This window comes from Enterobacter sp. 725m/11, assembly GCF_011683705.1.
In the GTDB taxonomy this organism is placed as follows: domain Bacteria; phylum Pseudomonadota; class Gammaproteobacteria; order Enterobacterales; family Enterobacteriaceae; genus Enterobacter; species Enterobacter bugandensis.
The window spans coordinates 12958-27073 of the sequence record NZ_JAAQOK010000057.1; the positions used below are offsets into that span (position 1 = coordinate 12958).

Consider the following 14116-nt stretch of genomic DNA (forward strand, 5'->3'; position numbering starts at 1 on the left):
ACAAGCATAAGTTAGACTGTTCGTAAAAATGGGATAATCGATCTTTTCAGGCGCGGTGGGAATATGGATAAACTGGAATCAATGCGGGTATATGTTTGTGTGGTCGAAACCCATAGCTTCGCCAGGGCGGCAGAAGTGCTGGGGCTACCGCGTTCAACCGTATCGCGGGTCGTTAAGGAGCTGGAGACATACCTGGGCATTCAGCTTTTACAGCGCACCACCCGGAAACTCAGCGTGACCGCAGAAGGCCGACGTTACTATGACGAGAGCAAACGGCTGCTGACGGATATTGCGACAATGGAGTCTTCCTTTCCCGGCAGATCCGCGCAGCCCAGAGGCCGTTTTAAAGTCGGGATGCCGCAGTCTCTCGCCCGACATTGCATTCTTCCCGGTCTCCCTGAATTTCTCCGCCAGTATCCCGAGCTGGAGCTGATACTCTGTTCCAGCGATAACGTGGAGGACATTATTCAGGAAGGGTATGACTGCGTGATCCGCACCGGGAGGATCGAAGATTCAACGACGCTGGTCGCGCGCCCTCTGGCGAACTTCAGATGGGTTGTTCTGGCTTCTCCGGGCTATATAGCCGCCTGTGGTAAGCCGAAAAATCTCGACCAACTGGAAAAGCATTACGCAGTCGGCTACCTGAACCACCGCACCGGGCGTACCATTGACTGGTTTTTTACGCGTGATGACGGCGATTGTGCAATCCGCATGAAGGAGACGCTGATCGTCGATGACACCGATGCCTATATCCAGGCCGGAATTCAAGGGCTCGGATTAATTCGCGTGGCCAGCTATCTGGCTGAGCCGTATCTGAAGAGCGGGGCATTGGTCCGCTGTATGGAGGACGTCTCTTTCGATTTACCGCTTTCGCTTGTCTATCCACAAAACCGCTATCTCCCGCCTTCGGTACGCGCCTTTTATGACTGGAGCAGAGCGGTGCTATACCAACATGGTGACTGACGGGCGAAAACCCTGGTTTTGCTTAATAGTCGGAAATAAAAAAAGCCCGTCAGAGAACGGGCGAAATAAGCAAATGATTTAGTGATTCGTTATCAACATTGTTGGAGGATAACGCCGCGTATCTTACGTGGCTGAGGGCAATGCAGATACCTGACAAATTCGGTAGGTGAAACAATAAATTAAACGTGCACTACAGTGCGTCAAAAGTGGGGTAGAGACTGTTTTCCAGATATTCAACGAAAAACCAAATCTCACCGCTGAAAATAAACCATAAGCCAAATATAATAAGCAATAAAATAATTAAGGTGAGTATTATTTCTGTCTTTCCCATTGTTGCCACAACCCACCCGTCGTTAATTTACTTAAGCTGGGCATTGTAGCGGGGCTTTTCACGATACTCCAGTTTCATGCCGCAAGGACTTTATTACGCCCATCGTTTTTGGCGCGATAGAGCGCATCGTCGACACGTTTAAACAGCGCGTCAATACTCTCTTCCGGGTCATGCCGAGCCACGCCAATACTGACGGTAAAGCGCGGTAAGCCTGGGAGGGTAATATGGGCGACCGCCGCACGGACGGATTCGGCAATCTTCAGCGCCGTTTCGAGAGACGTACGCGGCAACAGGATGACAAACTCTTCACCGCCCCAGCGAAACACCAGGTCATCTTGTCTGCTGCAGGCTTCCAGCGTTCGGGAGAGGGCGATGAGCACCTCATCACCCTTCAGGTGACCAAAGAGGTCGTTGATATTTTTAAAATGATCGGTATCCACCAGCAGCAGGCTAAATTGCTGCTGGGCGGAGAGGTGGCTCAGGTTGGTTTGGTCGATAACGTTATAAAACTGACGTCGGTTGAGTAACCCCGTCATCGAGTCACGTAATGCAGCATTTTCCAGCTCCTGCTCAAGCCTCTTTTGCTCAGTAATATCATGGATTATGCACAGCATCAGTTTGTCGCCGTAGATCTCAATGGGCCCCGCGTAGGTCTGGACGTGGCGGGTGGTGCCATCGGCAAGGCGGTGAATAAAATTAAGCGGCTTATGTCCGCCGGGCAGTGCGGCGATCTCCGTCATGATGGGCATGACGCCTCTGCCAAGCGTGTTAATTTCCCAGGTGTGCTTCCGGCACATCTCATCATGTGAATAACCGTAAAAGCTGAGCGCGGCCAGGTTTGCATCGACAATTTGCCCGTCACGGGGAGGATCGATTAGCAACATTGGTGCGCTGTTGGTCAGGAAAAAGCGGGCGTAAAACCCCTGTTTTTTGCGTTGATAGGTTGCGGAACGGCTGGCTTTCAGGCCTGAGGGGGCGTGCGAAGAGATTCCTTCGAAAACGATAACATCACCATCCGGCGTGACGTGGGTGAGGGAGAGGCGACAGCTTATCGGTACGTCCTGCCCGCCCCGGCTAACTGTCCAGATCTCGACAATATCGTGATCGTTCTTCAGTTCAGGAACATACATCGACAGTACGGTTTGCGCACTTGCAGAACAGGACCCTTTACGCAGGTTATTCAGCGTTTTATTACCCATTAACTGTATTGCGGCCACATTTGCAAAAATAATCTGTTCCGAAACAGGAGAAATGAGCCACACGGGCGTTTTAATTGCATTAAGCGCATCAAAACTATTTTGCGACATAGTATTTTCCTGTTCATCGGCACGATACGCCTGGCAATCATGGCAGAACTGACCCGCATGTACTCCCTTGAAACATACTCTACTCAATCCCGTCAGGCATGATTTTTTTGTGAAATAAATTCGGGGTCCGTTTGAATTTTACTTATGGGTATAATTTGTTTGTCTGAGTTTTTTTGTAGCAGCAGCCACGGAACCTGTTCAGCAGGCAAGGGGCGGGAGAAAAGGTAGCCCTGGAGATAGTCACAGCCGAGGCTGGTCAGTATTGCCTGCTGTTCGTCCGTTTCAATCCCCTCGGCAACGACAGTCATCTCCATGGTGCGCGCAATATTAATAATGGTTTCCACCAGCTTGCGGCTTTTTTCATTTCCCAGCATAGAGGACACAAAGCTCTTGTCGATTTTAAGCTCTTTTGCCGGAAGAACGCTCAGCATCAGCAGGTTGGAATAACCCGTGCCAAAATCATCAATAGAGACGGTGATCCCCGCATGGTTAAAGGCGTTGAGCAGCTCGATGCTGCGGTCGAGATTTTTTAGCGCGGTACTCTCCGTGACCTCCAGGATCAGCCTTGAGGGCGACAGATTATATTTATCCAGCATGGACGACACGATGTGAAAGATATCCGGCTGTTCGAACTGAATAGGGGATAAATTGAGCGATAACGTCCACTGACTGAAACCTTGTTCAGTCCAGAAATGAAGCTGCCGACACGCGGCTTCAATAGCCCAGTTGCCAACTGGAATAATCAAACCCGTTTGTTCCAGAGTGGGTAAAAACAGACCTGGCAGCAAAACGCCTTGCTCCGGATGCCGCCAGCGCAGAAGAGCCTCAAAACCGTGGATTGTCTTATCTTTAGCATGCCAGGTTGGCTGATACCACAGTTCAAACCGATCGCTTTCCAGCGCCTGATAAAGTTCCTGCAGAAAACCCGGCTGCGCCGGAACCGCCGTTGACATCTCAGGGCGGTAAAACGCCCAGCCGTTACGACCTTCTTGCTTAACGTGGTGTAAGGCGGCATCCGCCTTAAACTTCAGTTCATGCAGCGTTTCGCCATCCTGAGGATAAAGGCTTACACCCGCGCTGAGGGTGGTACTCAGCGTATGTCCGCAAAGCGAAAGCGGGCGGCGCATATCCGCAAGCAGCGTCGTGAGCAGGGTAGTGAGCTTTTCTTCGTCGCATTCGGGAACCAGCAGGATAAAGGCATCCCCACCCAGCCTGGCCAGCGTCATCTCACGGGTAAGTAGGGAGGTGATGCGTTGGGCAATGGTAATTAATAACTCATCACCGACGCTGTGACCCCAGGTATCATTCACGCGTCTGAAGCGATCGACATTCAGAAAAACCACGCCAAATTGTTTGTTACTTAACAAGGCGCTGTGCAGACAATCCTGCATTCGGATATCCATCTGCTGGCGGTTTGCGAGGCCGGTGAGAGCGTCAAAGCGAACCTGTAGCTCAAGCTGACGGTTGAGTTGGCGCAGATTGTCCGTCAGCCGGCTGGTCCGCCAGTGCGAATCGATAAGCGAAATAATTAACATCATGCCGAGCAGGGCGAGCGTGGTGACGGAAACCCAGATGGATAACCCCAGCTCGCTGACCCCGCCGGGGAGCGTATGCGCCATCTCATTGAAATGCGCGGCGCTCATGCCCGTATAGTGCATCGCGCAAATGGCGGCGCCCATGACTAACGCGGCAAGAATGCGAGTCACAAAGACCCCTTTGTGCTTATCTCTAAGGCGAAAAGCCAGCCACAGCGCCACACCGGAGGCGACCACGGCAATCATCACGGACACACCCACAATGCGCCGATCCCAGAGGATGCTTCCTTCCAGCATCAACGCGGCCATGCCGATATAGTGCATAGCGACCACGCCAGCGCTGAGGATAACCGTGGCGAAGAACAGCCGAAAGGGAGAGAGGTGTTTGCCCGTAACGGCAATATTTATTGCTATCGTGGAGGCAACGATCGCCACACCGAGAGACGCAAGGGTTAGCCATAGGTCATAGCTCATCATCATCGGCATTTGCATCGACAGCATACCGATGAAGTGCATTGACCAGATCCCGATGCCCAGCGTGATCCCGCCGGCAATGCGCCAGAACAGAGCCGCTTTACGGCTGGAAAGGGGAATTTTCCCGGCGCTGTCCAGGGCCACAAAGGAGGCGATAAACGCCACTAGATAAGAGACAGCGATCAACACAGGGTCCCACGATATATTGAGCATTATGCAATCCCACGCCTGAGAGGGTTACCGATTTTGCCGGCCGGCACGTCTTTATCTGGCAACGAACATGCGCATTCAAACCATATTAGTTATTTATCGTGGAAAATAGCCACTAATATAAAAGGTCAAACTTACCCGCAATATAAAATATATTCTTTATGTTAATGCATTAAGTACTGCTAAACATAGTCGATAGATTGTAGCAAAGCGTCTTAAATATGTGTGCATATGGACCGTTTTACCGCAGATAATGGTATCGCTTCAGGAGGCTTTGGACCAGCAATACAGCATATGGGGCATGACATTTCTACTAAAACCTCTTTTTTATCTGACTTAAGTTAAATACAGGGTTGGTAACGGCGAAACGAGAAACCAGCGTATTATGTGAGGACAAACGCAAAAGTGAATGCTATAAATCTAAATGCCGACCAAAATATAAGTTGTGGGTAAAATCATGCTAAGAAATATTAGTGTCAGGACCTTCATTGCCTGGTTCCTGCTGTGCCTGTTTTTAGTGAATGCAGGTATCGTTGTTCTATTTTCCAGCAATCTTCCTCTTTTCGTTTCGATTAATCTGGTCAATTTCGTTGGATTATTTTTGCTCTGGAGTTATATGACGAAGTTTCTTGTGACACCGATCAATACTGTGAAAAAAAGTATTGAAGAAGTGACCGCAGGCAACTTAGGCGTCTCTATACCCGAGTTTGGCAATAACTGTGCGGGGCGATTAATTCCCGGGATTAATACTCTTTCCAGCAACATCGCTACGCTGGTGCGTGAGATCAGGGCATCATCACAAAACGCCATGGCCTTGTCGGATCAGCTCTCTTCCCGCAGTGCTCAGCTCTCGGTGAAAACAGAGCAGCAGTCTGCATCTCTGGTGCAAACTGCGGCAAGCATGGAGCAGATGGCGGCAAGTACCCGAAACAATGCCGATAATACCCGGCTGGCGAGCGAGCAGGCGAATGCCGCGACGCTGCAGGCGCGCAAGGGCGGAGATCTGATGGAACAGGTTGCCAGCAATATGCAATCCATTACCGAGTGCGCGCAGCAGATGACGGAAATTATCTCCCTGATCGACGGGATTGCATTCCAGACGAATATTCTGGCGCTTAACGCGGCCGTCGAGGCCGCGCGGGCGGGCGATCACGGGAAAGGGTTCTCCGTGGTCGCAGAGGAAGTCCGAAACCTGGCTCACCGCAGCGCTGAGGCGGCGAAAAACATCAAAACGCTGATTGACGTTACCAGCAGTAATGTCACCCAGGGTGCCAGCGTTGTGTCGGAAGCGGAGAAGAATATGCGTGACATCGTGACCGGCTCCGGCAACGTCAGCCGGTTAATGGACGAAATTTCTACCTCAACCGCAGAGCAGGAGAAGGGCATTTCCCAGATCACGCTGGCGCTGTCCGAACTGGAGCGGGTCACGCAAAGCAACGTGGCGATGGCGGAGGAGCTCAACGGTTCCTCTGATGTGCTGCGTAATCAGGTGATCGAACTGCAGACGCGGACCCGAAATTTCAGGCTGGACCAGGGGCACCCCTCGTCACCCGTAGCCAGCCCTGTCTCGTTTCATCCGCGCCCCGAGCACTCTCATTGACAGCTTCCCGAAGCCTGGCATGCCAGGCTTTTTTATTCTCAAAATATAGCGTGTACAATTCCTGAGCGATTTCAGCGCGATGCGAAACATAGTTGTTGCTTAACCCCTGATGGAAGCTAGACTGACATCGAAAGAGCCAAACAGGGGAGGCGCTGTGGAGAGCATTAAAGGATCCGAACTTAACGTTCCTGACGCAGTTTTTGCGTGGGTGCTGGACGGTCGCGGCGGTGCCCGACCGCTGGAAGATGATGATGTCATTGATAAAGAGCATCCCTGCTGGCTACATCTGAACTATACCCACCCGGACAGCGCTGACTGGCTGGCCTGGACTCCGCTGCTGCCTAACAACGTACGTGATGCGCTGGCGGGGGAAAGCCTGCGGCCTCGCGTAAGCAGGATGGGTGACGGGACGCTTATCACCCTGCGCTGTATAAACGGCAGCACGGATGAACGTCCCGATCAACTGGTTGCGATGCGCGTTTATATGGACGATGGGCTGATTGTTTCCACACGTCAGCGTAAGGTTCTGGCGCTGGATGACATTGTAAACGACCTCAAAGAGGGGACCGGACCGGTTGACTGCGGCAGCTGGCTGGTGGACGTCTGTGACGCCCTGACCGATCATGCGAGCGAATTTATTGAAGAGCTGCACGATAAAATCATCGACCTGGAAGATAATCTGCTCGATCAGCAGATCCCGCCGCGCGGCTTTCTGGCGCTATTGCGCAAGCAACTGATCGTGATGCGTCGGTATATGACGCCACAACGGGATGTGTATGCCCGTCTGGCCAGTGAAAGACTCAACTGGATGAATGACGATCAGCGCCGCCGGATGCAGGACATTGCTGACAGGCTGGGCCGTGGGCTGGATGAGATTGATTCCTGTATCGCCCGAACGGCGGTCATGGCGGATGAAATCGCACAGGTGATGCAGGAGTCGCTGGCGAGAAGAACCTACACGATGTCCCTGATGGCGATGGTCTTTTTACCCAGCACATTTCTGACAGGGCTTTTTGGCGTCAATCTGGGCGGTATACCCGGCGGCGAATATCGGTACGGCTTCACCGCGTTTTGCGTCATGTTAGTTGTTTTGATTGGTGGTGTTGCATGGTGGTTGCATCGTAGTAAATGGCTGTAAATTTACGATTTTTTCACCTTTTTCGAGGATTAAAACGCTCTTTTAATTGAGCGAAGTCAATAAACATCACCCCCGTAAGGTGCAATATTACTCCCGCAGGTGAATGCAACGTCAAGCGATGGGCGTTGCGCTCCATATTGTCTTACTTCCTTTTTTGAATTACTGCATAGCACAATTGATTCGTACGACGCCGACTTTATAGTCGGCTTTTTTTTGCCTCCTGTTTCTCAGCGTCTACCCTAAAAGGGACGACAGCAAATCCTGGAGGGAAAGATGAGCATTTTACTCGCTCTGCTAATGCAACACGCGCGTCAGTCCGATCCTGTCCCCACCGATCCCGTGCCGATGCCCGATCCCATTCCGCGTCCGCAGCCGATGCCAGACCCGCCGCCGGACGAAGAACCGATTAAATTGTCGCATCGAACCCCGAGATCTGCGAGGATACGCGCCATCTGACCGTAAAGATGACCACGAGAGATTATTGTGACCGCTTTTTCTACCCTGAATGTTCTGCCTGCCACCCAACTCGACAACCTCAACGAGTTGGGATACCTCACGATGACGCCTGTTCAGGCGGCCGCGCTGCCCGCTATCCTTGAAGGCCGGGACGTGCGTGTGCAGGCGAAAACGGGCAGTGGGAAAACGGCCGCTTTCGGTCTTGGTCTGCTGCAGCATATTGACGCGTCGCTGTTTCAGACCCAGTCACTTGTCCTGTGCCCGACCCGCGAGCTGGCAGACCAGGTCGCGGGTGAACTGCGTCGCCTGGCGCGCTTCCTGCCCAATACCAAGATCTTAACCCTCTGCGGTGGGCAGCCGTTTGGCGCACAGCGCGATTCGCTTCAGCACGCGCCGCACATTATTGTCGCGACGCCCGGCCGCCTGCTTGATCACCTGCAAAAAGGCACCGTTTCGCTCGATGCCTTAAGCACGCTGGTGATGGACGAGGCGGACAGGATGCTGGATATGGGCTTCAGCAATGCCATTGATGAAGTGATCCGCTTCGCGCCGGCCGGGAGGCAGACGCTGCTGTTCTCTGCGACCTGGCCTGAAGCCATCGCCGCGATCAGCGGTCGCGTGCAGAATAATCCGCTCACCATTGAGATCGATAGCGTCGATGCTCTGCCGGCCATCGAACAGCAGTTCTTTGAAACCTCGCAGCAGGGAAAAATCCCGCTCCTGCAGAAACTGCTGAGCCAGCACCAGCCTGCGTCATGCGTGGTGTTCTGTAATACCAAAAAAGACTGCCAGGCGGTTTGTGATGCCCTGAATGCGGCGGGGCAGAGCGCACTGTCTCTGCATGGTGATCTGGAACAGCGCGATCGCGATCGGACGCTGGTGCGCTTTGCTAACGGCAGCGCCCGCGTGCTGGTCGCGACCGACGTCGCCGCCCGCGGTCTGGACATCAAATCCCTTGAACTGGTGGTGAACTATGAGCTGGCCTGGGACCCGGAAGTGCACGTCCACCGTATTGGTCGTACCGCGCGCGCCGGAAACAGCGGGCTGGCCATCAGCTTCTGCGCGCCGGAAGAGGCGCAGCGCGCCAATATTCTCTCAGAAATGTTGCAGATCAAACTGAACTGGGTGAACGCGCCGGGGAACGTCAGGCTCGTGCCGCTGGAGGCCGAAATGGCGACGCTGTGCATTGATGGCGGCAAAAAGGCCAAGATGCGACCGGGGGATGTGCTGGGCGCACTGACCGGAGATGTGGGGCTGGAAGGGGCGGATATCGGGAAAATTGCGGTTCATCCGGCACACGTGTACGTGGCGGTTCGACAGGCGGTTGCGCATAAGGCGTGGAAGCAGCTGCAAAACGGCAAGATTAAAGGCAAAACCTGCCGCGTACATCTGCTGAAATAAGGCATAAAGCGTCTCAGAAGGTTTTTCTGAGACGCCCATCGCTTATTTCACTTCAAGCACGTTCAGACGCAACTCTTCGAACTGATTGTCTTCGTCTTCCGGCTGCCAGCCCGCAGGCTGCATTGGGATCTCTTCCCGGTCAAACGCCAAATCGCCACCATTCACCACCTCCGAGCCGTGGTTGATACCTTTGAAGTCGAACAGCTCTACGTCCGCGAGGTGGGAAGGAACCACGTTCTGCATCGCGCTGAACATGGTCTCAATACGGCCCGGATAACGTTTGTCCCAGTCGCGCAGCATGTCGCCAATCACCTGACGCTGCAGGTTCGGCTGTGAGCCGCACAGATTGCATGGAATGATCGGGAACCCTTTCGCCTGAGAAAAACGCTCAATGTCTTTTTCCCGGCAGTAGGCAAGAGGGCGGATCACAATATGCTTGCCGTCATCGCTCATCAGCTTAGGCGGCATGCCTTTCATCTTGCCGCCGTAGAACATGTTCAGGAACAGCGTTTGCAGAATATCGTCGCGGTGATGGCCCAGCGCAATTTTGGTCGCGCCCAGTTCCGTTGCGGTGCGATAGAGAATGCCGCGGCGCAGACGGGAGCAAAGCGAGCAGGTGGTTTTCCCTTCCGGAATCTTCTCTTTCACGATGCCGTAGGTGTTTTCTTCGACGATTTTATACTCAACGCCCAGCTGCTCCAGATATTCCGGCAGAATGTGCTCCGGGAAACCCGGCTGTTTCTGGTCAAGGTTGACCGCCACCAGAGAAAAATTTACCGGCGCACTTTGCTGAAGATTACGCAGGATCTCCAGCATGGTGTAGCTGTCTTTACCCCCTGACAGGCAAACCATGATGCGGTCGCCTTCTTCAATCATGTTGAAGTCCGCAATGGCCTCGCCCACGTTACGGCGCAGGCGCTTTTGCAGTTTATTCAGGTTGTATTGTTCTTTCTTTGTATTTGGTTGATTTTCTTGCATTTATTACTACCTTCGGAGCCAGTAGCGGCGAAAGACGGGTTAGCGCCGGCAGATAATAGCCAGCAGGCAAAAGTATGCCGCGTATGGTACGGATTCCGGCGGCGAATGCCAGCACGTTTTACAATCTGCGCAATAGCTAATAAAGCGTAGTCGGCTTTCTGTTCGCCTTCCGGGAGAGGGGGGACCAAAACAAACTGGCGTTATCGTTGAACGCGGAAGCCATAAGGTACTGCTTGCTCATGATGGCGCGTATGCGAAGCTTCACAAAATGCAATTCGGTGCGTCGAAGAGGTCATTCATTTTGAGGCCCGCATGCAAAGCGGGCTGATAGCACCTGACCGGATACTTGCATAAGATAGCGTATAATGCTTTCCCGACATACGCTTACATATTCTGTGACTGACCCTATGACATTGAATCGCTTTTGTTTTATTCTGCTGATCTTCACTGCGATCGGCAGCTTTTTTTCCTCGTATCCTTTTGCAATGTGGTTTCTGCTGATTAATATGCTGACGATAGCGATTTATGGTGTCGACAAAACGGCGGCACGAAAAGCGATGCGCAGGATACCGGAAGTCACTTTACTGACGTTTGGTACTGTGGGAGGGTGGCCAGGCGCCATATTGGGCCAACAGCTCTTTCGCCATAAAACGCAGAAGCAACCCTTCAAAACCTGGTTTTTGCTGAGCATCGTCGTGAATATTTCAGCCACGGCGGCGCTTTATCATTTCTGTCCCTTTATTCTTTATTGAACATCATCAGGACCGCACAAATTCACCGTTGACCTCAAGTTAACTTGAGCTTTTAAGATGTCTGCGACATGTTGATACAGGAGTAACATCTTAAAATGAAAGACATTGATGTAGGATTCACTCATGTTGCGTTTATGGTCAGGGATCTGGAGAAGAGCCTTGCTTTCTATCGGCGATATGCCGGGATGGACGTCATCCATTCGCGTGAGCCCGATCTTCCAACTGCCCGTAAAGTGGCGTGGCTAACTGACCATACGCGTCCTTTTGCGCTGGTTCTGGTGCAGGCGGACACCGTGACCGATACGCCGCTGGGGCATTTTGGCCACCTTGGGATTGCCTGCGCCACGCGCGAAGAAATTGACAGAAAAACTGCGATGGCCGCTAAAGAAGGGGTGTTGAGGAAAGCGCCGGAAGATCTGGGTGACCCCGTCGGTTATTATGTATTTTTTGCCGATCCTGACGGTAATACCTTAGAGCTCTCATATGGCCAGCGTGTCGGAATAACAGCGATCCAGGCGAAATAGTAAAACGCCTGAAAACGGTCTGAAAAATCCTGCTACGCTTGTTTGTTGTATCAGGAGCATGAGTATGAAGAACAAAGACGAACAAACAGGATTAGTGGGGCTGGCGATTGGGGCTGCCGTTATAGGGCTGGTTTCATCGCAAAAAACGATCGATCGTGACAGCATTGTCAACGAACTTGTCAGGCTGGGCAGGCAGAAAGGCGATGGTGTAGAAGATGAGGTTTTTCTCAAAGCTGCCGAACTGGTAAGAAAAGGGGTATAGCCAATGGCTGACATTCGTCATGCACAGTGCCACTGTGGTGCGGTGGCTTTTACCGTCGAACTGACTGACGGCTTGAATACCGCGCGGCGCTGCAGCTGCTCTTTTTGCCGTATGCGGGGCGCGGTTGTGGTCTCTGCACCGCTGTCGGGTATCGCCGTGACCAGAGGTGAGGATAAGCTGACGGAGTACCGGTTCAACACGGGGACGGCGCGCCATTTCTTCTGCTCGGTCTGCGGGATTTACACATTCCATCAGCGTCGCTCTAACCCAAATGAATACGGCGTCAATGTGGCCTGTTTTAAAAATGTGTCGCCGTTTGATTTCCCAGAAGTGACGGTGATGGATGGCGTAAATCATCCGAGCGACGGCGAAAGCGGCGTTTTTGGCTATCTCTCGTTTCGCAAAAAAGAGACCAATCAAGATTAATTACCGCCTGGCCTTTTTTTTATCAGCTTGGCTATAGTGGGAAGTGGGTTTCTAAAACAGGAGAAATTATGCTCTGTGTAGAAAAAGACGATCCGCGTGAGGCCCCGGAATCAGGGGATAAAAAACCTCAACCCGTGAAAAAATAACGCTCGAAATGCGTATGACCGCCACCGGCACTGCTGGTGGCTTTTTTCTGGGAATCACTGTTAATGGTGATCCAGATGGTTTAGCAGCGTGCCGAGATGCCCGACAATATCTCGAAAATCAAAGATTAACGCCATCCACAAGCATGCTAAAAGTGTCAGAATGGTAACGGATATACGACCAAACAACGCAGGTATCCTTAATGAAGAGGGGGATATCGGCGCAGTCTAACCCGCTTTCTTTCAACTTATCCTCAACAATATCGCGATAAAGCGCTGTTGCGAGACAAACATCAAAAAAAGGAGAGCCCGCATGACGCTGCGGGCTCTGACCATCAGAACTGGTAAACCAGGCCTAATGCAACGACATCGTCGGTGCTGATACCGTTGTTTTTGTAGAAGCTGTCATCTTCATCCAGCAGGTTGATTTTATAATCAACGTAGGTGGACATGTTCTTGTTGAAATAGTAGGTCGCGCCTACGTCCGCATATTTAACCAGGTCCTGATCGCCCTGACCGTTGCCCAGGTCTTTCCCTTTAGACTGCAGGTAAGAAATGGCCGGACGCAGACCGAAATCGAACTGGTACTGTGCGGTCACTTCGAAGTTCTGAGTTTTGTTGGCAATACCACCGCCTGATTTGCTATCACCTGAACCGTACGGCGTCATATTACGGGTTTCAGAATACATCGCCGCCAGGTAGATATTATTTGCGTCATATTTGAGGCCTGCAGTCCAGGCATCCGCTTTATCACCACCCGCATATTGAGACGCAGCGCCAGTACCTGCGCTTACCTGGTCATTTGTACGGTCAGATGAGGCGTAAGCGGCACCGGCACTGAACCCCATGCCGAAATCATAGGTGGTTGAAATACCGAAGCCGTCGCCATTCTCATAACGCATGTCGCGGCCGTTGTTGGTGCCTTCCTGATTGTTGCTGGCATCTTCATTGTTGCCCTGATACTGCAGCGCGAAGTTCAGACCCTGCACCAGACCATAGAAGTCAGTGTTGCGGTAGGTTGCCACGCCGTTGGCGCGGCCGGTCATAAAGTTATCCGCATAGGTGTAAGAGTCGCCGCCGAACTCAGGCAGCATATCGGTCCAGCCTTCCACGTCGTACAGCACGCCATAGTTACGACCATAATCGAAGGAACCGTAGTCACCCACTTTGACACCCGCGAAGGCCAGACGCGTCCAGGACTGATTATCAGACCCTTCGGTGTTATTCGCCTGAATGTTATATTCCCACTGCGCGTAGCCGGTCATTATGTCGTTAATCTGCGTTTCACCTTTGAAACCCAGACGCATGTAGGTTTGATCGCCGTCTTTAGAGGCATCGTCGGAGAAATAGTGCAGACCATCTACTTTTCCGTACAGATCTAATTTGTTGCCGTCTTTATTATAAATTTCTGCCGCATGCGCGGCGCCAGCCATTAACAGAGCTGGAATCATCAGAGCCAGTACTTTTCTTTGCATCGTGATATTCCTTTGCAGTTGTTTTTATTTGATTACCTGTTGAACTTTCTGAAACCGAAAGTTGTCCCATGCTAAATCACTCCTGTGAAAGAGTAATAAAATATCTGTCTCTTATACACATCTGACGCTGCCGACGACGGA

General features: G+C 52.2%; 15 protein-coding genes and 2 pseudogenes. 11 read left to right on the forward strand and 6 right to left on the reverse strand.

The window, feature by feature from the left end; all coding sequences use genetic code 11:
- Window positions 1-63 precede the first annotated feature (63 nt).
- Window positions 64-963, forward strand: coding sequence for a LysR family transcriptional regulator (locus tag HBA26_RS19575; RefSeq protein WP_126345850.1), 900 nt, complete (start codon window positions 64-66; stop codon window positions 961-963).
- 190 nt (window positions 964-1153) lie between these two features.
- Here HBA26_RS19575 and HBA26_RS19580 read toward each other — a convergent pair whose 3' ends face one another.
- The 3 genes from HBA26_RS19580 to HBA26_RS19590 all read right to left on the reverse strand — a co-directional run bounded on the left by HBA26_RS19580 (window position 1154) and on the right by HBA26_RS19590 (window position 4823).
- Window positions 1154-1294, reverse strand: a complete 141-nt coding sequence (locus tag HBA26_RS19580; RefSeq protein ID WP_032644880.1) for an Ecr family regulatory small membrane protein — start codon at window positions 1292-1294, stop codon at window positions 1154-1156.
- A 74-nt stretch (window positions 1295-1368) separates the two neighbouring features.
- Complete coding sequence (locus tag HBA26_RS19585) at window positions 1369-2601, reverse strand: sensor domain-containing diguanylate cyclase (RefSeq protein ID WP_126345851.1); 1233 nt, start codon at window positions 2599-2601, stop codon at window positions 1369-1371.
- Window positions 2602-2693: 92 nt separating this feature from the next.
- A complete protein-coding gene (locus tag HBA26_RS19590) occupies window positions 2694-4823 on the reverse strand; it encodes a bifunctional diguanylate cyclase/phosphodiesterase (protein ID WP_126345852.1) in 2130 nt (709 codons plus the stop codon).
- Window positions 4824-5277: 454 nt separating this feature from the next.
- Here HBA26_RS19590 and HBA26_RS19595 point away from each other — a divergent pair, with 454 nt between their 5' ends.
- The 4 genes from HBA26_RS19595 (at window position 5278) to dbpA (ending at window position 9415) form a co-directional block, all read left to right on the forward strand.
- Window positions 5278-6420, forward strand: a complete 1143-nt coding sequence (locus tag HBA26_RS19595; RefSeq protein ID WP_126345853.1) for a methyl-accepting chemotaxis protein — start codon at window positions 5278-5280, stop codon at window positions 6418-6420.
- 154 nt (window positions 6421-6574) lie between these two features.
- Window positions 6575-7558 carry a zinc transporter ZntB gene (zntB, locus tag HBA26_RS19600; protein ID WP_166720996.1) on the forward strand — a complete coding sequence of 328 codons (984 nt, stop codon included), beginning with the start codon at window positions 6575-6577 and terminating at the stop codon, window positions 7556-7558.
- 297 nt (window positions 7559-7855) lie between these two features.
- A complete protein-coding gene (locus HBA26_RS23070; protein WP_108780354.1) occupies window positions 7856-8014 on the forward strand; it encodes a hypothetical protein in 159 nt (52 codons plus the stop codon).
- 27 nt (window positions 8015-8041) lie between these two features.
- The gene (gene dbpA / locus HBA26_RS19605) at window positions 8042-9415 is read left to right on the forward strand and encodes an ATP-dependent RNA helicase DbpA (RefSeq protein WP_126345855.1); all 1374 of its coding nucleotides are present in this window, start codon (window positions 8042-8044) and stop codon (window positions 9413-9415) included.
- Window positions 9416-9457: 42 nt separating this feature from the next.
- Here dbpA and ttcA read toward each other — a convergent pair whose 3' ends face one another.
- A complete protein-coding gene (ttcA, locus tag HBA26_RS19610) occupies window positions 9458-10393 on the reverse strand; it encodes a tRNA 2-thiocytidine(32) synthetase TtcA (RefSeq protein ID WP_126818144.1) in 936 nt (311 codons plus the stop codon).
- Window positions 10394-10413: 20 nt separating this feature from the next.
- A pseudogene (locus tag HBA26_RS22970) lies at window positions 10414-10587 on the reverse strand (site-specific integrase); the annotation flags it as partial.
- Between HBA26_RS22970 and HBA26_RS23125 the strand changes: the two are divergent.
- From HBA26_RS23125 to HBA26_RS22975, 6 genes and pseudogenes are all read left to right on the forward strand, one after another.
- Window positions 10584-10721, forward strand: a pseudogene (locus HBA26_RS23125) (hypothetical protein); the annotation flags it as partial. The pseudogenes HBA26_RS22970 and HBA26_RS23125 overlap by 4 nt on opposite strands.
- 79 nt (window positions 10722-10800) lie before the next feature.
- A complete protein-coding gene (locus tag HBA26_RS19620) occupies window positions 10801-11145 on the forward strand; it encodes a DUF1294 domain-containing protein (protein WP_126345477.1) in 345 nt (114 codons plus the stop codon).
- Between the two features lie 95 nt (window positions 11146-11240).
- Window positions 11241-11669, forward strand: a complete 429-nt coding sequence (locus HBA26_RS19625; protein WP_028013318.1) for a VOC family protein — start codon at window positions 11241-11243, stop codon at window positions 11667-11669.
- A gap of 64 nt (window positions 11670-11733) precedes the next feature.
- The gene (locus HBA26_RS19630; protein WP_028013317.1) at window positions 11734-11931 is read left to right on the forward strand and encodes a hypothetical protein; all 198 of its coding nucleotides are present in this window, start codon (window positions 11734-11736) and stop codon (window positions 11929-11931) included.
- A gap of 3 nt (window positions 11932-11934) precedes the next feature.
- The gene (locus HBA26_RS19635; protein WP_126345478.1) at window positions 11935-12357 is read left to right on the forward strand and encodes a GFA family protein; all 423 of its coding nucleotides are present in this window, start codon (window positions 11935-11937) and stop codon (window positions 12355-12357) included.
- A gap of 68 nt (window positions 12358-12425) precedes the next feature.
- Window positions 12426-12503 carry a hypothetical protein gene (locus HBA26_RS22975; RefSeq protein WP_223239581.1) on the forward strand — a complete coding sequence of 26 codons (78 nt, stop codon included), beginning with the start codon at window positions 12426-12428 and terminating at the stop codon, window positions 12501-12503.
- 332 nt (window positions 12504-12835) lie between these two features.
- Here the strand turns inward: HBA26_RS22975 and ompC are convergent, their stop codons facing one another.
- Window positions 12836-13975: a porin OmpC gene (ompC, locus tag HBA26_RS19640; RefSeq protein WP_059354372.1), complete on the reverse strand. Its 1140-nt coding sequence runs from the start codon at window positions 13973-13975 to the stop codon at window positions 12836-12838.
- Window positions 13976-14116 lie beyond the last annotated feature (141 nt).